Source organism: Geosporobacter ferrireducens (assembly GCF_001750685.1).
GTDB lineage: Bacteria > Bacillota > Clostridia > Peptostreptococcales > Thermotaleaceae > Geosporobacter > Geosporobacter ferrireducens.
Genome location: NZ_CP017269.1, coordinates 5,244,236 through 5,267,206, shown reverse-complemented (window position 1 = coordinate 5,267,206; position 22,971 = coordinate 5,244,236). Strand labels below are relative to the sequence as shown.

Here is a 22,971-nt window from a genome sequence, read left to right as displayed (position 1 = left end):
TAGAGTTACAGCACTTTCATCGATTCATTCAATATCTTTAATTTAGCTCGGCTCTACACTCTGAAGTATTTGGAAAAACCCAATGTCTTTTATTTGAACTCCATCTTATCTCCTCATTCGCATATAAGCCTAGTCATAATCTAAAAGTCATTAATAATTCATTATTCTGTGCTTTTTTTTAATTTCCTCCCAATTATTGGATAATTATAGAAAATTATATGGAAATAAACAGTAATATATAAAAGTAATTGAAAATTTACAAATAATCCTATTAAAGTCCTTAATTCTCTTTGCTAGTGGAACTACCCTCACCTGACAAAACTCATATACGCAAAAAAGCCACATAAAATGTGACTTCTAAATTATCGCGGACTTGAATAGCGGAGATGATGCACAATAAGCAAAATTACACAGACTTATTCCAGAGTCATTCGGAACCGTCCCCTCCAGCTCATGTGCCTTCGAAATCTAGAGAACGCACAGATGTATCCACTTCAAACACCTCTTTTACCATTTCTCATATTTTAATTTTGGATAACTACAATTTATCCAGTGTAGAGAGCCTATCAGTGTTTTTTCATCACCTTCAATATCTGTTTCTTTTCCTGAAACTAAATTTTTCACCTTAACACCCACTGAAGTTACTTCCTCGACATGATCAAAAGCATGATAAACTTGATACTCATATTCTCCATTTATAAATGTAAGATAACTCAAGTTAAGTCCAGCATTTTCTGCCCCTCCAGAACGGTGATAATCTGAAAAAACAAATTGACTCCATGAATTATTTATATCCTCTGGAAATTCAAGTTCTATTTTATCTTTAGTTCCAAAGCGATAAACAATATAATCATCTGATCCTTCAGATGTGCAAAAAGAAAGGGTTTTCCCATTTTTAACTTTGAAACTAATAATTACCTTTTCATCACTTTTACTAAGATTTTCATCAACTATTTCTTTTTTCTCTTGCGTAGAACCTGCTAAAATTGGTGTTGACTCACCGGTATTACCTGATTGATTAGTATGAGTAGTAATGATGTTTTTGTTTTTATCAGTTTTCTTTTTGTCAGCACTACATCCCAAAAGTGATAGTATAATCATCATCATCATTATAAACAGAGCAAAACGCTTAATTTTCATATCTATCTCCTCAAAAGTAATTGATTTAAATTCGATTGCTGCAAGGCGCGGCAACTAATGCACGCGATTTTATATAGCGTTCCGCATCTGCGGCGTCTCAAACAACCCTAAAGGAATACCTCTTGGCGGTACCGCATGACGGTAATTGTTCCAGCGCTTACATAAAAAATAATAATCTACTTAAATTTCAAATATTATACTTTGAGTTCCATTTTTAAATCTGACTCTATGTACTTATTATTCACAATAGGAACTTCTTTAAAGCCAAATTTCTTGTACAACTCTATGGCTGAAATTAATATATAATTTGTAAAAAGGATTACTTTTTTAGCATTTTTTTGTTTTGCAACATACAAACATTTTTCTATTAGCATTTTCCCTATCTTTAATCCTTGATACTTTTCAGTTACAGCAAGTTTTGCTAATTCAAAGATATCTTCATCAACTTTTATTAATGATGCTGTTCCTACTATCTCCTCATTATACTTAGCAAAAAATATAAACCCACCTTTACTTAAAATGACTTCTTTGGGATTGTTTAAAATTTTTTCATCTTCTGGTTCTACTGATACATATTTTTCAAGCCACTCATAAGAAAGTCTTTTAAAATCACTATGGTATTTTTCTTCATACTCAACAATCTTTATTTCCTTCATAGTATGTTCATCCTCTCTTTTGAACTGAACTAACACAATAAGATTGTATTTTCTTCATAATATCTAATTGATATTGAGTAACATCATACAAGTCAAATTATTCTTACTTACATGAGTTTGAACTACTCCCACCCTTAGAGGTGGGGGATTCCTACGAACGCCGTTCCATCGAACAGATATTTAGTAGGCTATCCCCGTAGTCCCTACGGTTAGAAGTCTTATCGCTTCCTTTTTTAAGAGTATGCTTAAAAATCAATATCCACCACCGTTTGTCAGACAAAGTAAAATTTGGAGCTTTTATATTTTCTTTTAACTTTTTATTTTCCTTCTTTGATAAATACGTATTTATTCTCATTTGAAAGATCCTCTCCAAAAACATAATTAAGCCTGTTGAATTTTTTAATTTCTTCTACACTCTTAATTTGTTTTTCTGCCATGAAACGCACCATCTCTCCCCTGGCCATTTTCACCTGGGTCCCCTTTTCAACAACCTTTTCTCCTATCTTTTCGCCGAATACACAAGTAATAAACCGTATACTGCTGTCTAAATAATCTGAGATGCATCTACTGTATTCTTTGGAAGCCAAATTTACGATACAGCTGCTCTCAGAAAAAAGTTGTTCAGCAAGCTTTCTATTCCAAAATTTATAGAGTGAGTTTAGCTCACTGCCCTGCAGCTTTGCCTGCATTTCCAGCCTGTAAGGAACGACTCCGTCAAAAGGTCTAAGGATTCCGTAAAAACCGGACATAATGCGCAAATGTGTTTCGATGTAAGAAAATTCCTCAATTTTAAATATTCTAGGTGCTATATACTGGTATTGGATTCCTTCATATGAAAGGATCGCAGGTGTCAAATTGCGGTATAAATCCATTTTCTGAATACGTTCATAATTCAGTGCAGCTATCTCATCATTGCATTTCCATATGGCTTTTGCTTCTCCATAGGTTAAATTTTTTAGATATGACAGGAGGATTTCCGTCTCCTTTATTTGCTGGGGAAGATGATAATAGTCTAATAAATCTGTATCTGTTTTCATCTTCTTCGCTGGTGATATAATGATTCTCATATTTTTCCCTTTCTACTGTGATAAATCGAGAAGGTTTGGAGTATCTCTATTTGCACATAAATTCAAAATCAAGGACTTTGCAATGTAATAAAATCTTCGTTCTTATTTAGTGGAGGCGATGCACAATAAGTAAAACCACACAGAGTCATTTGAAACCGTCTCTGAAGTACATTACTTAAGTTTATATTATAATTGATCTAATGCCTTTTTTAAATCGGATATGATATCTTCAGGATTCTCCAGACCCACGGATATTCTGACTAACCCTTCCGAAATATCACATTCTGTCCTTTCCTCCGGTGAATAGGGTGAATGGGTCATAGAAGCAGGATGTTGAATTAAGGTTTCAGTGTCTCCTAAGCTGACTGCTAATGTACACAATTCCACTGTATTCATCAGCTTTTTACCAGCTTCTAAACCGCCTTTCACTTCAAATGCGATCATGGCCCCTGGCAATTTCATCTGTTTTTTAGCCAATTCATATTGTGGAAAGCTCTTTAATCCCGGATATGCAATGCTTTCTACTGCAGGATGTGACGCTAAGAATTCAGCAACAATTTGCGCATTTGCACAATGTCTCTCCATTCTAAGATCTAAAGTCTTCATTCCTCTGTTAACTAAGTATGCATCAAAAGGACTGAGAGATGCTCCAGTCATATCTTTTATACCTACCAGTCTTACCTGATTAATAAATTCCAGCTTTCCTACAGCAAATCCGGCTATTACATCTCCGTGTCCATTTAAATATTTCGTAGCTGAGTGAACCACCACATCCGCACCCAAATCAATTGGTCTTTGAAGATAAGGAGTGCAGTAGGTATTATCTACTACAACCATACACCCTTCTACTTCATGCGCAATTTTTGAAACTGCTTCTATATCTGACATAGCCATATTGGGATTTGCAGGGCTTTCAAGGTATACAACCTTCGTATTATCTCTCATTGCCTTTCTAACATTTTCAGGATATGCTGTATCTACAAAGGTGACTTCAACGCCAAATTTTGTTAATCCATGATTTAAGAATGCAAAGGTACATCCATATAAGGTTTTAGCTGCAACGATGTGGTCTCCGCCCTTTACAGCAGTCCATAAAACAGAAGCGATGGCGCCTATTCCTGATGCCATTGATACAGCTGCTTCAGCATTTTCCAAATTAGCAAGTTTTTCTTCAACTTGTGTATTGGTTGGATTTCCTAATCTGGAATAGATATATCCGCCTTCCTCCAATGCAAACCTTCTTCCCCCCTGCTCTGCTGAATCAAATATGAATGTAGAGGTTTGATATATTGGGGTTGCTAATGCACCAAATTCATTTTTTTGATATCCAGCATGTACTGCCCTCGTTGAAAAACCCATTTTACTTAAGCTTTCTTTGTTCATCTTAAATCCCCCTAATTTTTTCATTTTATGAAGGTATAGTCCCAACTAATCTTTAAGGTATTCCTTACATATGTCATACTTCTTCATTCTATTAATTAATAAAGTATGGGTAACCTTAAGACCTCTAGCTGCTTCTCTGATACTTTTAGTTGATTTCAAGCTATCGGTTATCATTTTCTTTTCCAGATTTTCTAAACACCCTTTAAGAGAGTTTTCTACAAATGTATCTTCCGTTATTAAATTATAATTAAGGATTATATCCCTAGCTGAAATTGTTTTTGTAGTAGACAGTGCAGCTGCTCTTTCCAATACATTTTGAAATTCTCTTACATTCCCTGGCCAATTATAATATATCAGCTTTTGCATCGCCTCTTGTTCAATTCCAGTGATGGTTTTGTTATATCTTTCAGAATGTATCTTTGAAAAATATTCAAATAATATGGGAATTTCCTCTTTTCTGTCCCTAAGAGGAGGTATATTGATATTGAATATATTGATTCTAAATAGTAAATCTAATCTAAATTCTTTATTTTTTACCATTTCATCCAGGTTTTGATTGGTCGCCGATATCAATCTGGCATCGATGGGCATTTCTTTATGTCCGCCTACTCTTCTTACTTTTCTTTCCTGCAGCACTCTTAGCAGCTTTGCCTGTATATGAGGTGCCATCTCTCCTATTTCATCGAGAAAAACAGTTCCCCCACTGGCAACTTCAAAGATTCCTGCTTTTCCTTCCTTCGTTCCTCCTGTAAAGGTTCCAGGTTCATAGCCAAACAACTCACTTTCTAATAACTGATCTGGAATAGCAGCGCAATTAATCGCAATAAATGGCTTATTTTTCCTGACACTGTGATTATGGATTGCCCTTGCAAATAACTCTTTCCCAGTACCGCTTTCTCCTGTAATAAGCACCGGCGAATCCGATTTAGCGTATTGTTTCCCTTCACTTATTATAGCAGTCATTCTTTCACTTTCACCTATAATATCATCAAATGTAATGGGGTTATCATAACGATTGAATACACTTGATTTATCTATATCGTAAAATGATATTAAGTACCCAGTTAAGATGTCTTCCTCATTCTTAATAAGCTGCAGGTTTACTTGATATAATTGATTTCCTATCCCCAGCCTTTCAGTTACTATGCTTTTCTTGCCTTTTACATTTGCTAAAGAAGATATAAGCCTATCATAATCAATGTATTTTCTAATATTTGCTTCAGTAATACCCTTACTATCACATTTGAGTATTTTCTCTGCCGCATAGTTATTGATATATTTTATATCTCCTTTTTTATTTACGAGAGTTACTCCATGGGGAATGAGATCTAATACATTTTTCATTTGAGTATCCTTTTCTTCAAAAGGAAACAGTTCTATTTCTTCGATACTCTCCCATTCACTAAGATCTTCAAACTCTTTTTTAATAAGTTCCCAAATGCGTTCTTCCACCGGCATCATCTTGATATATACAACATATGGATAAACCTCCATCCACATTAGTCCTACTCCATATTTGTATAGTACGGACAAAGCTTTGTAGGTTAGATGCGATCTATCCTCAACCGCTGTTAGTTTGATTTTCTTGGTTTCCATATTTTCACCCTCTTATATTGATTTAATGCAAATATTGCGCCAATTTTAATACTACTCAAATCCAGATAAATCCTACTATAAAAAACTCCTCGTCTAAATAATGGAACATTTTTATTCCATATATAAAGTTTTTCAGTCGATAGCATATAGCAAATGGTTTAATCTTAATCCAATTGGATTGAGATTAAACCATTTGCTATATTGAGTCAGTTTGTTGTTCTCTTAAAGAATTCTTGCTAGCATGAAAGAAATGGCCAGATTTATCGTTCTATGATCTTCTAATTTCACAAAATATAGGTTATACGCTCAGTCTAACATTCTTTTATGTAGTTCCATATATTGTTACAAACTCCTTCATTTTCTGTTCGCTATATTTCGACAACAGAAGATTGCTGCAAAAGATCTAAATAGCACCTTTCGTTTACCCATTGGCGGAGGAGATGTGTAACAAGCAAAACCACTATTATTAATTTGGAACTGGGACAAGGCACCTGTTCCCTCGTCCCTTTTAGCTATCTGCAGGACATCAGCAACTTTCCATATTCGCTTTTTGGGTGGTCAAATATTTCCAGACAACTGCCGTTCTCTACAATTTTTCCTTCGTGCATAATATATACTTGGTCTGCAATCTTTCGCGCCAGCAAAATATCATGGGTAATCTCTCCATGGATAGTGACTCTTCAAATCCCACTAAATCACTTTTAATAATTAAATATATTATAATACTGGAATCCCTAAACAGAGAATAAGGACTTATCGGTTTACTATATTCGCTTCTAAAAATGTCAATATTCTGTCGCAATACTCCGTATCTTGCTCAATATCTAAAAAGTTTTTATCTTTTATGATAAAATGTCCACTTGAGTCTGAATTTCTTAACCAGCTCTTGCTATGGTCAGGAGCTTTATTCAAAAGACGCTCCATGTTTTCAGGGGGAACTTCTGTATCAAGTTTACTTGCAACAAATAATGCGGGGCGCTCACCGATGTTTTCAACTTGCTTAATTGGTGTAATTTCATTCACCTTATTTCCAAACACGAATTGCAACCATAACCGCACTAAATACTTTTCAATTTCACGTACGAATCTGGGAATATTATAGTTGCCCATGGTATCACAAACGACATCCTCAAAACTTGAATAGGCTGACATTGCAATCAGTCCGTCTATTTCTTTGATTTGTCCGAAGGAATTTATCGCAATAGCCCCCCCCATAGAAACACCATGAAGCACAATTGGTACCTTCTTGTATTTTTCCTGTCCTTTTATATAATCCACTACGGCCATAACATCAGATACTTCTTCATACCCCAAGCACACTCTATCTCCATCACTGTTTCCATGGCCACGTACTTCTAAAAGAAACGAAGCATATCCGTTATTTCTCATCCATTTGGCATGACCATAAAAATAAGTAACAGATGGTTGTCTTATTCCAGACAAGTAAATAATTACTGCTTTTGGTTGTTCAGTCAATACCTCTGAAACCCATAGTTCATAGCCATCCTCTGTAAGAAGAGTTATTTCATTTGCCTCTAAATTAAAATCTGAAGCAGTATATATGTCTTGTAACGGATAATCAGCCGTTGCATAGCCTTTATAGTCAACACGGTTCTGTGTAGCTTGAAATACGATGATAGACGGCACGATGAGTAAAAACAATATTATAAAACACACAATACTAATACATATTCTTTTTACTACCCTTTTCCATTGTTTTGTTTCTACCTTATTCATTTGATTCAAATTATCCGTCCTTCTTTCTTCTTGGCTATATATACATATACCGAAGTTTTCTTAGAAAATCATATATTTACAATTTTGAAGTCATAAATCTAGTTGCTAATTATGAACATGATGATTAACTCTGATTTATTTTATTCCATGCAATTTGCCCTGAATGTCCTGAACTTCTAATTTTATACATGTTGTGTTAAAAACTAATGTAGTGAAAAACTTCAACGTATAACTTGCTCAATCTGTGCTAGAGCAGTACAATCTTTTTTGACCAATTTTACTTAACGTCTCGCATTTGCGACGCCTTCGAACTGGACCCATAGGAATACCCTTTAGCGGAGCTTCGCTCCCGGAGAAGGGATGTGGTGCACTGACCTTACCCTTGACACTTGCCCCAGCACCTCCTGTAAACACGCTGTTATCTGCAGTCCGGTTAACGAAAAAACATCTACACCCACCAATCAATTCCTTTTATTCACTGATGCCACATTAAAAAGATAATAGGAAACATATACAACTTTTTGTTTTTTCATAATAAGTAAGAAGAATAATGCGTCTTAAATACAAATGTAGAAACCTCATTAACATTTAAATGTCCTCTAACATCCACGTGTTGATCGTGACGGGTCTGGACAGCGGGTATTCACTTTCATCGCCAGCTGAACCACGATGGTTAGCTGGCCGGCTTCTTGAATTTACTAATCATTTATTTTATAAAATACATTTAATTTGTTCTTAAAAATACTAGATAGGTATGCGCAACATGAAAAATCGAAAATACGATGCATGGCAATATATAATGCCACTTAGAATATTTAAAATTAAAATAATATGAATCAGCCATAAGACTTATACCTATTAGCCATATAATAGGTAAATATGCAGGTGCTGCAAAACCAAATACACTATTACTCAATAGAGAATTCGGAGCATACATATGTAATAGCCAAGAAGCAAAATATAAAACTGTGCCAAAAATGTAAATAATCAGCCCTTGTTTTCCTTGTGTAGTAGCGATATTAGTTTTAAATAATAACGGAAAAACAAATATTATTATTCTAAACAAATTCTCTCCAATAAGAAGAAATGCTGGAATGTGGCTATTAAAGCTTTTTGGATCGTATGCAGGTGGCAATTTTGAAACAAAAATAATATTCCATGCAAAAATAGGTATCAGTGGGATATAGCCATTTGTAAGAATTGCTTTAATTAGACTCATATAAAAATTCCCCCTTATCTATTAAGTTGTATCTCACTTACTTTAGGTATGCATTCAAAATAGACTACTTTGTGCTTTCACATGTTTTTAAGGGAGTGCCCACGGAAGGGCCGACCTAGCGACCCGTCATGTCACATAACGGTTTGTATTCACGACGGCCCCCAGCTCCCACGATACTTGAAGAATAGTGCAACCTTGAAGTTTGCTATACATTCTCGTAAACCACGGCTGGGGGCTGTGCGTAGCGAATGGGAATATCTTGTTAAGTGGAGTGCGCATAGTACAGACTTGAAAATACCTCAAACTAATTATTTAGACTAACGGCATCTCCACGATTGCAATTCAGGCGTTAAAGCCAAGCGCAAAACCGAAACATCAATTCCGTTATATTTTCCAATAAACTCTTCAACTGTTCTAAAGCCATGCTCAAAATATAACTTTGTTGCTGCAATATTATTCTTTGCAACTAAAAGCCATGCCTTTTCACCAACTTCAGATAGAATTCGAGTTAGCAATTCAGTTCCTATCCCCTTTTGATAGTAACTTGGATCTACAAAAAGAAATGAAATCAATGAATTGCTTTCATATCCTACATAACCAACAACCTTCCCCTCATGCTCTGCAATAATGATTGTACTATTCCAAAATGATCTAAGAAGATTTTCATCTTTATCCAAAGGGACAATATCCTCTATACCACAAGAACCTCTCATTTCATCTGGCTTCGCTCTCAAAAAAATATTCAAAATGACTTCCCAGTCTTCTTCTCTATATTTTCTTAATGTATACATGGCACACCTCATAAAATCCTCCAAAATAAAAAACTCCAGTTTAGCACTCACCCTGGGGCGCATTTCACTTAACGTCTTGAGTGCATTGTTATGTGATCGTGCTCTATTACTTTTTTATATGTTTTTCAATTGTTTTATCAAATTTCTTTAAACCAAAATCTTTCCCATGTCCTGGATAATACTTTATACAATTATTTTCTCTTAATTTTTTCCAACTCTCTATTAATTTTTCTTCATCATTTGCAAATGGAGGATAAACCGAGTTAGGAAACATATTAAATAATGTATCTCCTGTTAAACAAAACTTTTCTTCTATTATAATTGAAACTGACCCTTCTGTATGTCCAGGTGTGTGAAGAATTCTACCATCTACTCCGTAATCCAATAAATCAAATTCATCTTTTATAATAATATCAACTTCAACTGGTATAAATTGATCTTGAGAAAAAAATACATTGTTTGCAAGACTAGAGATCATCCTTGAGAAAAACATAGTCCCATCAGGAAATTTGTTATATCCCTTTTCTAAAATATTCTTTTCTTTTTCATGTACTAAAACTGACGCATTTGATTTTCTCTTAATATCATATAGACTACCAACATGATCGTTATGTACATGAGTAATTATAATAAGTTTAATATCATTTAATTCAGCATCATACTCGCGTAAAACTTTTATTACTCTTTCAGTTTTACCAGGCATACCTGCATCAACTAGTATAAATCCATCCTTTGCCTTAATTAAATATGAATTTGATTTCCCCATAGCTACTCTAATAATTTCAGCTTTCATACAAATTTACTCCTCTAAAATTTTTAATTTACTTAATGCTCCCGTTGAGGCATGTCACATAACGTCTTGTGAATTCCCGAAGTCTGTTTATTACTTGCATATTATCTCAGATTTTGGAAATTCACTGTTATCTGACGTTGGTCGGCCCGCAAAGCCCAGGTCGCCACGGACGGCGGCCCCCCAGAAAAACGGTCTATAACATCAATTCTATTTGTTTTATCGCTTTCTTATCAAGCAATTCACCTGTAAGTGCTTGATAAATGTACGTATCAATTTCTTCTGAAGTATTATGTTTTTTAATTAACACAAGAATATTTAGAATATCAACTAATATTAACTTTCTCATTGTTGGTTTAATATTCATAATATCAATGGATATAAGTTCACTTGCAACTTTATTATGTAAATCTATTCTATAAGCAACTATTTTCTTTAATGACTGTATACACTGGCGTACCGTAATCGGCTTTTCATCATCTAGAATTCTTAAATAGTCATCAATTGTTATTTTAATTTTGTTTTCTCTATCCCATTTTACATTCGCAGCAATGAGCATTACCCCAATACTTCTCTGATAGGAATTGGTACTTCTTAATTTTTCACAAAAAATATCCCAAAAAGGATACACATCATTATATTCCTCTGAACGATGTTCTAATAATAGTAATGAATGATATCTCAATTTATCATCTTTTACAGTTAACCATTCCACCAGCTGAGATATGTCTTCTGCCTTTAGGGTTTTACTGAATTCAAGCAAATTCTCTTTTTCTATTGTAAATAGTCTCTCAAGATTAATCATACCTTCTATACCCCTTTCAAATAAAAATCTGACACAAAAATTAATCCTATATCCCGCACAGGACGTACGGGCAAATCAACTAATGTCAGATAACGTCCGGCGTCTACGATGCCTTGCAAGCTTAGTGACACTTTGACTTAGCTTGTAAGGTGTGGGCAGAATGACCTGATGTCGCATGCCCCACGTAGCCAGAATCGCCATGGACGGCCGATCCTCCAGCAAGTATCTGCAGCAACCACTGTGTCGTAAAAACAAAGAATATTATTAACAATAAATGTAAGTATTTATTTAAGTTCAACTTTATATTCACTATCACCAATAGCACTAGCCAAATCTCCAAAATGAAGACAAAACAACTCATGCTGTCCATTATTAATACTTCCCATCATAAGAAAAATCTGAATTATCTAATCTGTTATGCGATTAATAACATACTCATTTAAAAAATTAAATTCTTTAGGCAACTCCCCAACAGTCGGTAAAACAGCTAAATAGTACTTTTCTTCCGGAAGCATTTCTTCATTAAATTTTACATCCTTATATCCTAAATTGGTAATAACACTTTTTACAAATTCATAATGATTTATAACTTCATTGCTACCAAGATGAAATATTCCTTTTAAATCATTTTCAATTATATAGCATATTTGTTTTGCTAACATTTCATCTGTATTATTATTAAGATATAGATTTGTGTAAACATCAACTTCTTCATTATTTTTTAATGCGGTTAGAATACTATTTAATCTTGGTGAGTCTTTACCCCATATCATTGGCAGTCTAAAAATTATGCCATTGTCACTTAAGCCTTTTATTAATATTTTTTCGCACTCTATCTTAAACTTGCCATAATCACTTTCAGCAATTGGTTCATGATTTTTAAAATGAGGTTTAGTTATATCCCCATCAAAAACATTTCCAGTAGAACAAAAATAAAGTTTTCCATTGATGGGCATTAAATATTTTACAAGCTCATTAAGAAGCTCTATTTGAGCATCAAAATCTCCCCTTAAACAGTACACTATTCTTGCAGGTTTAACATTATTAAGAATATCAACCATCTCATATACTTTGCTTATATCATAGTAAATTGAATTTATCGAAACTATTTTATTGCTACTATATGTACCATAAACATCATATTTCTTATTCAATTCCTTTGATAAAGCTTTTCCTACTAATCCACTTGCTCCAAGTATTAAAACTCTTTCCATTTCAAACTCCTTTCCTTTCAAGCTCATAATTTTTTACAACTATGAATTAGCACAGCTTTTAAAGCGTTCTTCCCCAATCCACAGCAGGACGCCGCGGCCTTTGCGTATGGTTTCGGAGAACTTCTCGAGTGTTCACGACGTTCATCAGCTCTCACAAAGCCAGGCCCGAAATGCTGATGAATGTTGGGAACACTCTGTTAAGTGACGTAATTAACGGAAACCTACCGTTCACTTATTAATTGTTTTACAAATTATTACTTTGGATACTATTTATATTGGATAACTTCTAATTTTAATCTCTCATTTCATTGATTCCTCCTATGATTCTAATACTAAAATCATAGGTCAATTGAAAGAAAAAATATACAGAAAAATAATTGTTCGCTTGGAAAAATTAGTTATGCGAAATATGAGATATAACAAATGGTTTAATCTTAATTCAATTGGATTGAGATTAAACCATTTGCTATATTGAGTCAGTTTGTTGTTCTCTTAAAGAATTCTTGCTACCATGAAAGAAATGGCCAGATTTATCGTTCTAGGATCTTCTAATTTCACAAAATATAGGTTATACTCCCAGTCTAACATTCTTTTATGTAGTTCCATATATTGTTACAAACTCCTTCAATTTCTGTTCGCTATATTTCGACAACAGAAGATTGCTGCAAAAGATCTAAATAGCATCTTTCGTTTCCCCATTGGCGGAGGAGATGTGTAACAAGCAAAACCACTATTATTCATTTGGAACTGGGAGAAGGTACCTGTCCCCTCGTCCCATACATGTTTCCATAACAAAACCTCCATGATTAGATTTTGCATCTAATTATGGAGGTTTTGTGGCTATCTTTGAATAAAGTTAATATATTATCTTTTATTCTGCTATCTGATAGATTCTGCTATCTTAATCAATTGCGCCTTTGTTATATGCCCTCTACCCGATAGATTGTAAAGTACATCATTGGCCTCCCAATCTATGCTCCTGCCATCGGAGAGGATTCCGTCGAAGCCGTTTATTTTGATTTGCTCAATTTTGCCATCGGTTCCTATTTCATAGGCCGTTTCTTCATCGGCAAATCGCTGCTGCATATACAGATATTTATCGGGTTTTCCATTGGTAAAGTATAGGCTGATATATTTGTTGCTTACTTCACCCTTTTCATCTTTAAAAAATTCTGCTTTATCAAAGGAGTAGCCTTCTGGTAAATAGGAGGGGAGAATCACTTCAAAGCAGGTATAGTTGTTTAACTTATCAGGTTCGGTGACTATAAGACGGTTTTCTTTGCCTTCATCGGCTGTTATAATTTTCTCACCATTAAAACCAACAATTTCTTTTCCTTCAGCCGTATAAAGCTTTTCACCAGCCTCTGCCATTTCCTTGGTAATCTTCTCTATGGGGTTCCCATCTTTGTCAAAGGCTTTACCCTGTAGACCTGCTGGTAAGACAGTGGCCTCCCACTGGTGTGGTTCTACTTGAACAGCACTAATTCGTCCCGCAGTTAGGGTTTTAATTACTTTGTGTACCAAGTCCTGAGCAAAGGAGGGCTGCGTTAGGTTGAGGGTTACTGTGCCTACAAATAGGAGTGCCAAAGCTGCCGCAGCAAGGGTGGATTTCTTAAATTTCCTCTTCTTCATACTACTTCTCTCCTTATTTTCACAAATATTTTTCAGGGTCTTTTGATATACTGTATTTTTATCGGTGCTTTGACTAAAATCTCTGTCTGCCAAGGCCTTTCCCAAGGTCAGAAGTTCCTTATATACCTGTGGCTCCGAGGAATGACTTTCTTCCCCTCTTAAATAAGCTTCGATATCCTGGGAAAATTGATTTTCTATTGTTTCTTTTCTCATATCTTTTCCCCACCTTCTATTATCATTTTTAATTTTTTCATAGTGCGATAGAGTATAACCCCTACATTGCTCTCCGTAAGCTTTAGTATTTTTGCAATCTCACTATTCTTTAGATTGGCTCCAAATTTAAGAGCCACAATATTCTTTTCTTTTTGATTTAGCCCCTGTAAAGCCTTCATCAATTGATCATTACTTTCTGCCATCAAAACTGCATCTTCTGGCGTTCTGTCTCTGGATACCAATTCTTCTACTATACTAAAGGAAAAGATTTTACCCTTTTTTAAGTTTCTAAAATGATCATGCACCACGTTTTTGGCTATGGCAAATAGCCAGACCTCAAAGGGTGATTTATCTTGATGATACTGCTCAATTTTATACATCATCTTTTCAAAAACCTGGCTGGTCAAATCCTCTGCTATGTCCTGGGAATGTACCCGGTAGTAGATGTAATTGTAAACCCTTTTGTAGTAGGCATCAAAAAAATAGGCAAAGGCTTCTTTTTTATTCAAGTATTGATCAGTTTTTTCATTGGAGTTGCTCATCGAAAGAATTTGCTCCACTTTTTATCAACCCCCCTTCCATGATTTTTACTTAGCTAAGTAATTTCATAGGTAAATACGCAGAATCTATCATTTCATTACATCTATTTTCTATATTTCTTGAAAATCCTTTACAGTTAAAATCAATTTCTTAAAAAAGCTCTTAGATTATAAGAAGCATAGATTATAAGAAGCATAGCTTATAATCTAAGAGCTTTTTTATCTTACTGCGTTGTCATATGAAATCAGCCTCCATCAAAATATGATTATTTCATCTTAGTTAAGAAGTACTTAAGATGTCAGTATTTTTTATGAAATTAAAAAGACCCATTATATGTTATTTAGCAGCTTTTCATATTTTTAGTTCGTTACACAAAGCAGGGATTGCAGAATCTGCAACCCCTGCCAAAAATACAAAACCATAGGAAGGAACAGCATATCTTAATAGGAATATGTTTCAATTGTTTTAGACAATATAAGCAGGATAAGATAAAATAAATTAAGTCATGTAAATTTATATAGGGAGGATTATACGATGCGTGAAATTGGTAAATTATTTATGGAGAAAACAAGGTATGCGCACCTGGAAGAGTCTGATCAGGAAAAAGGTATGGTACAGCCACCCTTAGAAAAATCATATGATCCCGACAGCGCCCTAATAGCACTGCCTTCCGTTGATGAACTTGATATGGATTCCATTCAGTTAAAGGAGTTAATAGAAAATCGAAAAAGCCTAAGAAAGTATCATCAGGAAGCTTTGGATATAAAAGAGCTCTCCTATCTATTGTGGTCTACCCAAGGTGTAAAAAAAGTATTGGTTAGTCAAGGAGAGCAGGGTCCTATTTCAAAAACCCTGCGAACGGTCCCGTCGGCAGGGGGTAGGCATCCCTTTGAAACCTATATTCTTATCAATCGGGTGAGGGGAATTCGAGCTGGATTATATCGTTATGTTGCTACCAAGCATAGCCTGCTGCCTATAGAAGCTGAAGAAGATATAGGAGATAAGATAACCGATGCTTGTTTGAATCAGGTCTTTGTTAAGACTAGTGCTGTTACCTTTATATGGGCAGCTGATGCCTATAGAACCACTTGGAGATATGGTGAAAGGGGTTATCGCTACATCCATCTAGATGCAGGTCATGTTTGCCAGAACCTATACCTGGCAGCAGAATCCATTGACTGCGGCGTCTGTGCCATCGCCGCCTTTGATGACGAAGTTTTAAATGAAGTCATGGGCTTAGATGGCGAAAACGAATTTGTAGTCTATATTGGAACTGCAGGGAAGAAAATAAAATAATTAATTTGAATAGATATTCATTAAACATGATTCAAAATAAACAAATCTGTATTATCCTATACAGATCTTAGATAGGTTTTTAGCATCTGAAGAATAATCTTTATATTTCCTTGAAATAAAAGTGCAAACTCCACTGCAAACAAATAGCCCCAGTCTTTACATAGGGCCTGGACTTGAATGCTAATCATACTTTTCCCTCTTGTAGTTCCTTGGCACTGTTTATCTGGTATTTGTACTTGCTGATAATACTTTGTTGATTTCCTGAAGTTTTTTAAAATTGATACAAGTAGGGATGCCCTTATCATGCCAGTGTTTTTTGCATCCGCAATAATCCAATGGCACACATTGAGCAGGAATACCCATATCTTTTAACATCCATCCCCCGGAAATTAGATTGAGTATACAGGCCACACCAATAACCCCTGTGTGACTGTCAAATAAAGTATCTTTTCTATTATAAGCAGAAATAGAGGATTCATGGAGAACCACCATCACACGAAAGTTCAAACCTTTTTCTAATTTGGTTAATTGATTGACCATACATTCTTTAGAACAGGCTTTACATTTGAAATCTTTTCCAAATCCCTCTGACTGACATTTTAAGTACCGGGGAGAAGTCATGCATATAGGCAATAATAGAATCCTTTTATGAGTTTTTAAAAAATCTTCCCTAAAAACTCTGTTCATTATCTCTGCTCCAACCATATTTAGATGGTATTCTACTCTTCTTCGGTTACAGAATATAATATCCTCTCGCCGATTATATTTGTTTTTTGACTTGTGTAGATATTGATTGACATAGGCCGTGTATTGTCCCAGTATTTCTTCACTGCGACGCTCAAACCACCGGGCAAAAGAAAGAATTGTTTCAAGCATAATCAAAGTATCCTTATAGGGTAGCGTTTTAAGATATCTTTCCCACGCTTTTAATCTTTTTACTTCGCTGCCAAACTCTCCAGTAGCCTCCAGCCAACGAATAAGTTTATGAAGCTGTGACATATTTTGAATGGGGGTCATGTTGCTAAGCTCTGTATGGTAGGATAAAAATTGCTTGGATAGAATCCCTTTTAGATAACTCATTGCTGGTTTTAACTGCTTATACTTCTGCCGCATTTCAGTAACCCACTTTAACATACGATACTGCATTCCATTGATATTAAGGGCTTCTTTAAGATATACATCACTCAGCGTTCCCAAAATAAGCAGTTCTAATATTGTTTCCACTTGTGAATTATTTTCTTGATCTTGATGGTTATGGGCGATTTGAATTATTGGAGTAAGTCTATTCCTTGCCTCTGTTAATACCTCATCGGTAAAAGTCGATATACAATCATAATATTGATCCGAGTAAATCTGACACTGCTCTCTTAGAGAATAAGTAATACGCTCCATAACAATTCCCCCCATTTTCTGAATGCCTAAAATAATTAGGGCTTTCTATATCATTATACGGAATTTTTGTTAAAACTTCTAATCGTTACATATTTTTTCCGCCGGAACGAGGAACAGATCCGTCGTCCCAACATTACCTGCTTGTCAAATTATTTTGTACATATAGATACTCAAAGTATTGAATTCCTTTTACGTATTTCCTTATATTATTATAAATTTCTCCACTGTTTGTCTTAACTCGACAAACAGTGGAGAAACACCATTTTTTAGTCATTAACTTCATTTTGTGGAGCTAACCTCACCCAACTAGACCTATACATGCAAAAACCGCATTAAATGCGGTTGAGATCATCGAAAAAAGGATCTAGTTCGTACAACCACCTGAGGCCTCATTTCTTTAACCAAAGATTAACTCCTTTTGAGGCTCGCTACAGTGCATAAAAATATTAGACGACAGTGTTGCAATTTTACTTGACCAGAACAAAGGAAATCAGCAGCCACCGGGATTAGCAGTTTAGTTCTATAAGAAATTGCGCCGCATCCTAATTACACTTATGAGTTAAGTATTCATTTTCTTAAACCGATTATAGACGCAATCATCAAATTTATTTTCTCGGCTTGTTCCATTCTCTTCCCAAAGCCAATTCGATAGCCTTATTTACAAAGCCCTCACTGTCTTTTAAATATTTTCGTACTTCAGCAATACTACAGCCAGTCTCCCATAGTACTATGGCTTCTTTCACATTCCAATCCGTCTTTTCTAATATAGAAATCGCTTCATCTTCATCATTGTTTTGGGTTACTTCCTTTAATATTCTAATAGCCCTTTGTTTAAGCTTATGATTACTAGTCTGAAGATCAATCATTAGATTTTTATAGGTCTTTCCCAACTTTATCATGGTTGTTGTGCTAAGAATATTGAGTATCATTTTCTGGGCTGTACCTGATTTGAGCCTAGTTGAACCAGATATTACCTCAGGCCCAACGATTACTTCTATCATTACATCTGAATATTCTCTCATTTTCGATTGGGGATTACATGATATTCCAACAGCTTTTGCACCAATCTCTTTAGCATATTTTAAAGCACCTATTACATAGGGGGTTCTACCACTAGCAGCAATACCAATTACTACATCGTTTTGATTTAAATCTTCTCTCTTTAAATCCTTTATTGCGTCTTCTTCATTATCCTCAATTCCCTCTACTGCTTTTCGTAGAGCTATATCTCCCCCTGCAATGATTCCTTTCACTAATTCCGGATCTGTATTAAAAGTAGGTGGACATTCTGATGCATCCAGCACCCCAAGTCTTCCACTAGTTCCAGCTCCAACAAATATCATTCTTCCGCCTCTTTTTAATGCTAAAACTGTAAGCTCTACTGCATTAACAATTTGTGGAATTACTTTTTCCACTGCATAAGCAACAGTTTTATCTTCATTATTGATACAGGTAACAATTTCTGTAATACTCATGTTATCAATATCCACTGTATTTCTATTTATCTGTTCCGTTATCATGCCCATTACTTCATTTACCATGTTCATATCTCCCTCGTAGGTAAAATAAGAAAATCTGAAAATTTTTACCTAATTTGTTTATAAAGACTACAAACAGCTTTTGTAACAGAAATATCCTCTTTAATTATTATAAAATCTGACATATACTCACTCAATCGATTTTCAAAACTCTCCTTTACATAGCAGCTACTATGAAATATGCCTCCCTTAATTCCAATTTGTACTTGTTCATTGAAGTTTAGCCTATTATACACAATACCAGTAATATCCGCTAGAGATTTACCTGCTTCAATCAGAAGTTTTTCAGCTTCTGAACTTCCCTTTTGAGACATATTTAGGATGATAGGAAACAATCCAGCAATTTCATTTTTTTGTGAATTGTATATAAAGTGTTTGATACCTGATGGGTCCTGCATATCTATTTCTTTTAGCAGCGCTCTGCTAAGTTCATCCAATGGAATTTCACGATCCCATAGATAGATCATTTTTTTAAATGCCTCAAGAACAATATGGTATCCGCTACCTTCATCTCCCAGTAAATGCCCCCATCCCCCTGCCATAGCTTCTCTATCATTTCTTCGTCCATAACTACTAGAGCCAGTGCCGGCAATCGTCATAATTCCATTTCCACTTCCCAAATAGGCTTGATAACTCATTAAAATATCGTTTAAAACAATGGTGGGTATATTAAATTTATCATTAAAATAGCTTTTAATAAATTCTTTGCTATTACCCATTTGAGCTCCCGCAAGACCTATTGCAATCAATTTGCAGTTTCTAATATCTAACGCTTTCAATACCTGTTTTATCAATAGTTCAAGGTTCTTTAGAGTTTTCTCTTGATTGACCGCTGGATTCCCAAATCCCCCATTTTTTTTAAATATAGGTTTATTTTCCATATCATAAGCGATCAATTCTGATTTGGTGCCACCTGCATCAATACCAATTAAATAGTCCATATTTACTCCTTCTTATCATTACTGAATGGCACTAAGTGCCACATTATGAATATTCCTTCTCAGATCAATTAGTTTTGTATTTTTTCTGGTTGGATGAACTCTATTGGTTAGCAGAACAAAGCTCTTTTTATTATCTAGATCAATGATGATAGAAGTGCCCGTAAATCCCGTATGATAAAGTGTTCTTTCTCCAGTTACATCACAAAAAGTATTGGTTTTTCCTTTTAGCATCCAACCCAATCCCCTCTCTGAATTCATATATGGAGTATAGGAATTTGACATCAAAGAAATGGTGGATTGGTTAAGTACAATTTGATCGTCAAAAGCTCCATTATTTAGATACATCTTTAAGAAATTTACAATGTCTCCTATGGTAGAAAAAAGTCCAGCATGACCTGCAATACCCCCTAAAAGATAGGCTTTTTCATCATGAACAACACCTTTTATTATTTTTTTTCTCATTTGGCAGAGTTCAGTAGCCGCACATCTCTCTATATAGGCTTCCCTTGGATTAAAGAACGTCTCCTTCATGCTTAATGGTTTAAATAGGTTTTTATGTGCAAATTCTTCAAAGGAACCTGTTATCTGCTCGATTACTAGACCGAGAAGTATAAAGCCTATGTCTGAATAAACTACTTCCTTTTCGAATCGACTAGGTTTTATAGGTGAATTGTATGCTGTATGAAGAAGCTGTTCTTTATTCATGTTATTCCAATCTATATCTGCATCTAAGCCAGATGTATGAGATAATAAATGCTTTATACAAATACCCCTTTGCCTATATAAGGGTAGAACCTTACAAATCTCTGTATCCAGTGTTATATATCCCCTCTCAATTAAAAGCATAATGCAGCTAGTGGTAGCAACCACTTTGGTTAAGGATGCTAAATCATAGAGGGTATCTTCTTTCACGGAGGCAGGCTCCGGTACTATTTGAGCTTTACCTAAAAAGCCTATGTAGCTATCTTCTTGGTCCAATAAGGCAAAGGATGCGCCTGGAAAGACATCTTCCTTAATCAGTTTTTGCAAGTAATCCTCTAAGTATCGAATTCTTTCTTCTATTATCATCCTATCTCCTCACTATTCTTTCAATCCACCAATAAGAAAGCCTTTGTAGATTTTATCTTGAAATAACATATATATAAGAATCGTTGGTATCGTGGCTACGATCACTGCAGCAAATAACACTGTCCAGGAGGCATTATATTGCTGCTGCACCTGTAAGGTTCGAAGACCTACAGCCACGGTTTGCACTTTAGGGTTTGTTAAAACAATTGAAGGAATAAAATAGTCATTCCAAATATTTATTGCTGTTATAATCCCTACTGCAATAGAGGCTTCCCTTGCCATGGGAAACATAATTTTCCAAAAGACAGTAAAATCTCCTGCTCCATCCATAAAAGCTGCTTCTGCATAACTCCAAGAAATCTTTTTAAAGAAGGAATAATAAATGAGCATGTTCGTTCCCATTCCCACTGCATACATGATGAGGAGTCCGTACAAATTAAACAGACCTGTCTTTTTAAGGAAAACATACAAAGGGGCTAATGTCCCTGTGATCGGTAATAAAAATCCGATTATGGTCAGGGCATAAATAAATCGATTTCCTCTAAACTCGTATTTTGCTAGTATATAGGCTGTCATTGCAGAGAAGATAAGCTGCGTTCCTGTACCTATGATGGTTATTATCGCACTAAGTCCAAAATAGGACAGTATTTTGGTTTCCTTCATAGCACGAGCATAATTTGTCAGACTAAAAGATTCTGGTAGGGACCATATATTTTTATAAAATTCAGCTATGCTTTTGAAAGAATTAATAAACACCCATACATAAGGAAATACCAGAGAAATTGCATAAAACAGTAACAGTACCTCTGCTATGAGTAAAACTTGGCGACTAAATTTATTTTCCACCCTCTCTCACCTTCCCATCCTTTTTCAAATCAACTCCACTTTTTTTCCATCCTATCAAGATAAGCTTTAATCATATAGACTACTATGAAACCAAAAATGGCCATAGTGATTCCCGCTGCCGATGCAAGCCCGTAGTTGCCTTCTCCTAAAACTTCATCCACTACTTTAAGGGCAATATTAGAGGTTCCATATTCTCCATTGGTAAGTAACTTGGGATGTAGAAAAACTCTAAAAGCAGCCGTTGCACCTATAATGGTTATCGTCGAAATAGTTGGCCACACATTTGGAATGATAATATGTACAAACTCTTGCCAATGGGAAACACCATCTAACTGTGCCGACTCGAGTATTTCTTTCGGAATTTTTGCAATAGCTCCACCTAAAATAAGATTATTCCATCCTATTCCTGCCCAAACACAGTATAAAAATACCACGCCTAATGCCGTTCTGTGATCTCCCAACCATATTCGTTTATATTGCACCATTCCTAATAAATCTAACAATCCATTAACAATTCCTTGATTGGGTGCCCACATAAAGGACCAAACCATGGTTAATATTACAATTGAAATGATATTTGGGATAAATAGTATCGTATTAAAGAATCTATAGAAAGGTATTTTCTTAGAAAGGATGTAGGCCACCACCAAAGATATGGGAACAATTACCAGTACGTTGAGGCCTAACCACAAAAACGTATTTCTAAAGGCCACACCATAAGAGGCAGTATTATCAGATATTTTTTGAAATAACTCCATGTAATTTTCTAAACCAGAAAATCTCATTTTACCGGTAAACTTATTTAACCTTTGAAAAGAATAAAGAAAAGTCTGTATATTCATATAGAAAATGAATATACACCAATTTAATAAGGGCCATCCTAACATGGAAATGATAAAAAAAATCTTTTTCCAATTTATCCTTTTTTGCTTTTTTCCTTTTGGTATTATAACTTCAGCTTGATATCCCGTATTACTTTTCGTAGTTTCCATTGGTTTCTTTCCCCCCTTTCAATTTCTATTAATTTTATCTTCCATCAACTAGAATCCTATGGACATAGACCCTATAGAATTAATTCTTGATTTTTGGGGTCCACATCCATAGATA

General features: G+C 35.0%; 21 protein-coding genes. 1 reads left to right on the top strand and 20 read right to left on the bottom strand.

Annotated elements, in window-relative coordinates:
• Nucleotides 1-507: 507 nt before the first annotated feature.
• The 13 genes from Gferi_RS24710 to Gferi_RS24645 form a co-directional block, all read right to left on the bottom strand.
• Nucleotides 508-1,140 carry a hypothetical protein gene (locus Gferi_RS24710; protein ID WP_069980775.1) on the bottom strand — a complete coding sequence of 211 codons (633 nt, stop codon included), beginning with the start codon at nucleotides 1,138-1,140 and terminating at the stop codon, nucleotides 508-510.
• Nucleotides 1,141-1,334: 194 nt separating this feature from the next.
• Nucleotides 1,335-1,796, bottom strand: a complete 462-nt coding sequence (locus Gferi_RS24705) for a GNAT family N-acetyltransferase (protein ID WP_069980774.1) — start codon at nucleotides 1,794-1,796, stop codon at nucleotides 1,335-1,337.
• Nucleotides 1,797-2,113: 317 nt separating this feature from the next.
• Nucleotides 2,114-2,863 (bottom strand): peroxide stress protein YaaA, encoded by a 750-nt coding sequence (gene yaaA / locus Gferi_RS24700; protein WP_069980773.1) that lies wholly within the window; start codon nucleotides 2,861-2,863, stop codon nucleotides 2,114-2,116.
• A 186-nt stretch (nucleotides 2,864-3,049) separates the two neighbouring features.
• Nucleotides 3,050-4,246 carry a methionine gamma-lyase gene (gene megL, locus Gferi_RS24695; RefSeq protein WP_069980772.1) on the bottom strand — a complete coding sequence of 399 codons (1,197 nt, stop codon included), beginning with the start codon at nucleotides 4,244-4,246 and terminating at the stop codon, nucleotides 3,050-3,052.
• A gap of 45 nt (nucleotides 4,247-4,291) precedes the next feature.
• On the bottom strand, nucleotides 4,292-5,842 hold the full coding sequence (locus tag Gferi_RS24690; RefSeq protein ID WP_069980771.1) for a sigma-54 interaction domain-containing protein: 1,551 nt from the start codon (nucleotides 5,840-5,842) through the stop codon (nucleotides 4,292-4,294).
• A 753-nt stretch (nucleotides 5,843-6,595) separates the two neighbouring features.
• The gene (locus tag Gferi_RS24685; protein ID WP_069981599.1) at nucleotides 6,596-7,579 is read right to left on the bottom strand and encodes an alpha/beta hydrolase; all 984 of its coding nucleotides are present in this window, start codon (nucleotides 7,577-7,579) and stop codon (nucleotides 6,596-6,598) included.
• A 724-nt stretch (nucleotides 7,580-8,303) separates the two neighbouring features.
• A complete protein-coding gene (locus Gferi_RS24680; protein ID WP_069980770.1) occupies nucleotides 8,304-8,798 on the bottom strand; it encodes a hypothetical protein in 495 nt (164 codons plus the stop codon).
• A 317-nt stretch (nucleotides 8,799-9,115) separates the two neighbouring features.
• Entirely contained in the window at nucleotides 9,116-9,589 is a 474-nt protein-coding gene (locus Gferi_RS24675; protein ID WP_069981598.1) for a GNAT family N-acetyltransferase, read from the bottom strand.
• Nucleotides 9,590-9,695: 106 nt separating this feature from the next.
• Complete coding sequence (locus Gferi_RS24670; protein ID WP_083273757.1) at nucleotides 9,696-10,382, bottom strand: MBL fold metallo-hydrolase; 687 nt, start codon at nucleotides 10,380-10,382, stop codon at nucleotides 9,696-9,698.
• A 193-nt stretch (nucleotides 10,383-10,575) separates the two neighbouring features.
• The gene (locus Gferi_RS24665) at nucleotides 10,576-11,184 is read right to left on the bottom strand and encodes a hypothetical protein (protein ID WP_069980769.1); all 609 of its coding nucleotides are present in this window, start codon (nucleotides 11,182-11,184) and stop codon (nucleotides 10,576-10,578) included.
• 407 nt (nucleotides 11,185-11,591) lie between these two features.
• Entirely contained in the window at nucleotides 11,592-12,398 is an 807-nt protein-coding gene (locus Gferi_RS24655) for a sugar nucleotide-binding protein (RefSeq protein WP_069980767.1), read from the bottom strand.
• An 879-nt stretch (nucleotides 12,399-13,277) separates the two neighbouring features.
• Nucleotides 13,278-14,243: a DUF4367 domain-containing protein gene (locus Gferi_RS24650; RefSeq protein ID WP_069980766.1), complete on the bottom strand. Its 966-nt coding sequence runs from the start codon at nucleotides 14,241-14,243 to the stop codon at nucleotides 13,278-13,280.
• Nucleotides 14,240-14,803 (bottom strand): sigma-70 family RNA polymerase sigma factor, encoded by a 564-nt coding sequence (locus Gferi_RS24645; RefSeq protein ID WP_069980765.1) that lies wholly within the window; start codon nucleotides 14,801-14,803, stop codon nucleotides 14,240-14,242. Before Gferi_RS24645 ends, Gferi_RS24650 begins: the two co-directional genes overlap by 4 nt.
• 514 nt (nucleotides 14,804-15,317) lie before the next feature.
• Here Gferi_RS24645 and Gferi_RS24640 point away from each other — a divergent pair.
• Entirely contained in the window at nucleotides 15,318-16,079 is a 762-nt protein-coding gene (locus tag Gferi_RS24640; protein WP_069980764.1) for a SagB/ThcOx family dehydrogenase, read from the top strand.
• Nucleotides 16,080-16,135: 56 nt separating this feature from the next.
• On the opposite strand, the gene Gferi_RS29065 is transcribed toward Gferi_RS24640, so the two are convergent.
• The 7 genes from Gferi_RS29065 to Gferi_RS24610 all read right to left on the bottom strand — a co-directional run bounded on the left by Gferi_RS29065 (nucleotide 16,136) and on the right by Gferi_RS24610 (nucleotide 22,856).
• Nucleotides 16,136-16,267, bottom strand: a complete 132-nt coding sequence (locus Gferi_RS29065; protein WP_257785957.1) for a hypothetical protein — start codon at nucleotides 16,265-16,267, stop codon at nucleotides 16,136-16,138.
• Nucleotides 16,268-16,298: 31 nt separating this feature from the next.
• Complete coding sequence (locus Gferi_RS24635) at nucleotides 16,299-17,471, bottom strand: DUF116 domain-containing protein (protein ID WP_069980763.1); 1,173 nt, start codon at nucleotides 17,469-17,471, stop codon at nucleotides 16,299-16,301.
• A 605-nt stretch (nucleotides 17,472-18,076) separates the two neighbouring features.
• Nucleotides 18,077-19,012, bottom strand: coding sequence for an N-acetylmuramic acid 6-phosphate etherase (murQ, locus tag Gferi_RS24630; protein WP_156782479.1), 936 nt, complete (start codon nucleotides 19,010-19,012; stop codon nucleotides 18,077-18,079).
• 44 nt (nucleotides 19,013-19,056) lie between these two features.
• The gene (locus Gferi_RS24625) at nucleotides 19,057-19,950 is read right to left on the bottom strand and encodes a BadF/BadG/BcrA/BcrD ATPase family protein (protein WP_069980761.1); all 894 of its coding nucleotides are present in this window, start codon (nucleotides 19,948-19,950) and stop codon (nucleotides 19,057-19,059) included.
• 18 nt (nucleotides 19,951-19,968) lie between these two features.
• Nucleotides 19,969-21,018, bottom strand: a complete 1,050-nt coding sequence (locus tag Gferi_RS24620; protein ID WP_069980760.1) for a serine hydrolase domain-containing protein — start codon at nucleotides 21,016-21,018, stop codon at nucleotides 19,969-19,971.
• A 12-nt stretch (nucleotides 21,019-21,030) separates the two neighbouring features.
• Nucleotides 21,031-21,864 (bottom strand): carbohydrate ABC transporter permease, encoded by an 834-nt coding sequence (locus Gferi_RS24615; protein ID WP_069980759.1) that lies wholly within the window; start codon nucleotides 21,862-21,864, stop codon nucleotides 21,031-21,033.
• 29 nt (nucleotides 21,865-21,893) lie between these two features.
• Nucleotides 21,894-22,856 (bottom strand): carbohydrate ABC transporter permease, encoded by a 963-nt coding sequence (locus Gferi_RS24610; protein WP_069980758.1) that lies wholly within the window; start codon nucleotides 22,854-22,856, stop codon nucleotides 21,894-21,896.
• Between the last annotated feature and the right edge of the window lie 115 nt (nucleotides 22,857-22,971).

What these genes read in the sequence shown, in the direction of transcription:
- Gferi_RS24620 (WP_069980760.1), bottom strand. Translation starts at nt 21,018, where the DNA reads ATGATAATAGAAGAAAGAATTCGATACTTAGAGGATTACTTGCAAAAA.
- Gferi_RS24610 (WP_069980758.1), bottom strand. Translation starts at nt 22,856, where the DNA reads ATGGAAACTACGAAAAGTAATACGGGATATCAAGCTGAAGTTATAATA.
- Gferi_RS24635 (WP_069980763.1), bottom strand. Translation starts at nt 17,471, where the DNA reads ATGGAGCGTATTACTTATTCTCTAAGAGAGCAGTGTCAGATTTACTCG.
- Gferi_RS24665 (WP_069980769.1), bottom strand. Translation starts at nt 11,184, where the DNA reads ATGATTAATCTTGAGAGACTATTTACAATAGAAAAAGAGAATTTGCTT.
- murQ (WP_156782479.1), bottom strand. Translation starts at nt 19,012, where the DNA reads ATGGTAAATGAAGTAATGGGCATGATAACGGAACAGATAAATAGAAAT.
- megL (WP_069980772.1), bottom strand. Translation starts at nt 4,246, where the DNA reads ATGAACAAAGAAAGCTTAAGTAAAATGGGTTTTTCAACGAGGGCAGTA.
- Gferi_RS24680 (WP_069980770.1), bottom strand. Translation starts at nt 8,798, where the DNA reads ATGAGTCTAATTAAAGCAATTCTTACAAATGGCTATATCCCACTGATA.
- Gferi_RS24670 (WP_083273757.1), bottom strand. Translation starts at nt 10,382, where the DNA reads ATGAAAGCTGAAATTATTAGAGTAGCTATGGGGAAATCAAATTCATAT.
- Gferi_RS24640 (WP_069980764.1), top strand. Translation starts at nt 15,318, where the DNA reads ATGCGTGAAATTGGTAAATTATTTATGGAGAAAACAAGGTATGCGCAC.
- Gferi_RS24675 (WP_069981598.1), bottom strand. Translation starts at nt 9,589, where the DNA reads ATGTATACATTAAGAAAATATAGAGAAGAAGACTGGGAAGTCATTTTG.
- Gferi_RS24655 (WP_069980767.1), bottom strand. Translation starts at nt 12,398, where the DNA reads ATGGAAAGAGTTTTAATACTTGGAGCAAGTGGATTAGTAGGAAAAGCT.
- Gferi_RS24690 (WP_069980771.1), bottom strand. Translation starts at nt 5,842, where the DNA reads ATGGAAACCAAGAAAATCAAACTAACAGCGGTTGAGGATAGATCGCAT.
- yaaA (WP_069980773.1), bottom strand. Translation starts at nt 2,863, where the DNA reads ATGAGAATCATTATATCACCAGCGAAGAAGATGAAAACAGATACAGAT.
- Gferi_RS29065 (WP_257785957.1), bottom strand. Translation starts at nt 16,267, where the DNA reads ATGATTAGCATTCAAGTCCAGGCCCTATGTAAAGACTGGGGCTATTTG.
- Gferi_RS24685 (WP_069981599.1), bottom strand. Translation starts at nt 7,579, where the DNA reads ATGAATAAGGTAGAAACAAAACAATGGAAAAGGGTAGTAAAAAGAATA.
- Gferi_RS24705 (WP_069980774.1), bottom strand. Translation starts at nt 1,796, where the DNA reads ATGAAGGAAATAAAGATTGTTGAGTATGAAGAAAAATACCATAGTGAT.
- Gferi_RS24710 (WP_069980775.1), bottom strand. Translation starts at nt 1,140, where the DNA reads ATGAAAATTAAGCGTTTTGCTCTGTTTATAATGATGATGATGATTATA.
- Gferi_RS24625 (WP_069980761.1), bottom strand. Translation starts at nt 19,950, where the DNA reads ATGGACTATTTAATTGGTATTGATGCAGGTGGCACCAAATCAGAATTG.
- Gferi_RS24650 (WP_069980766.1), bottom strand. Translation starts at nt 14,243, where the DNA reads ATGAGAAAAGAAACAATAGAAAATCAATTTTCCCAGGATATCGAAGCT.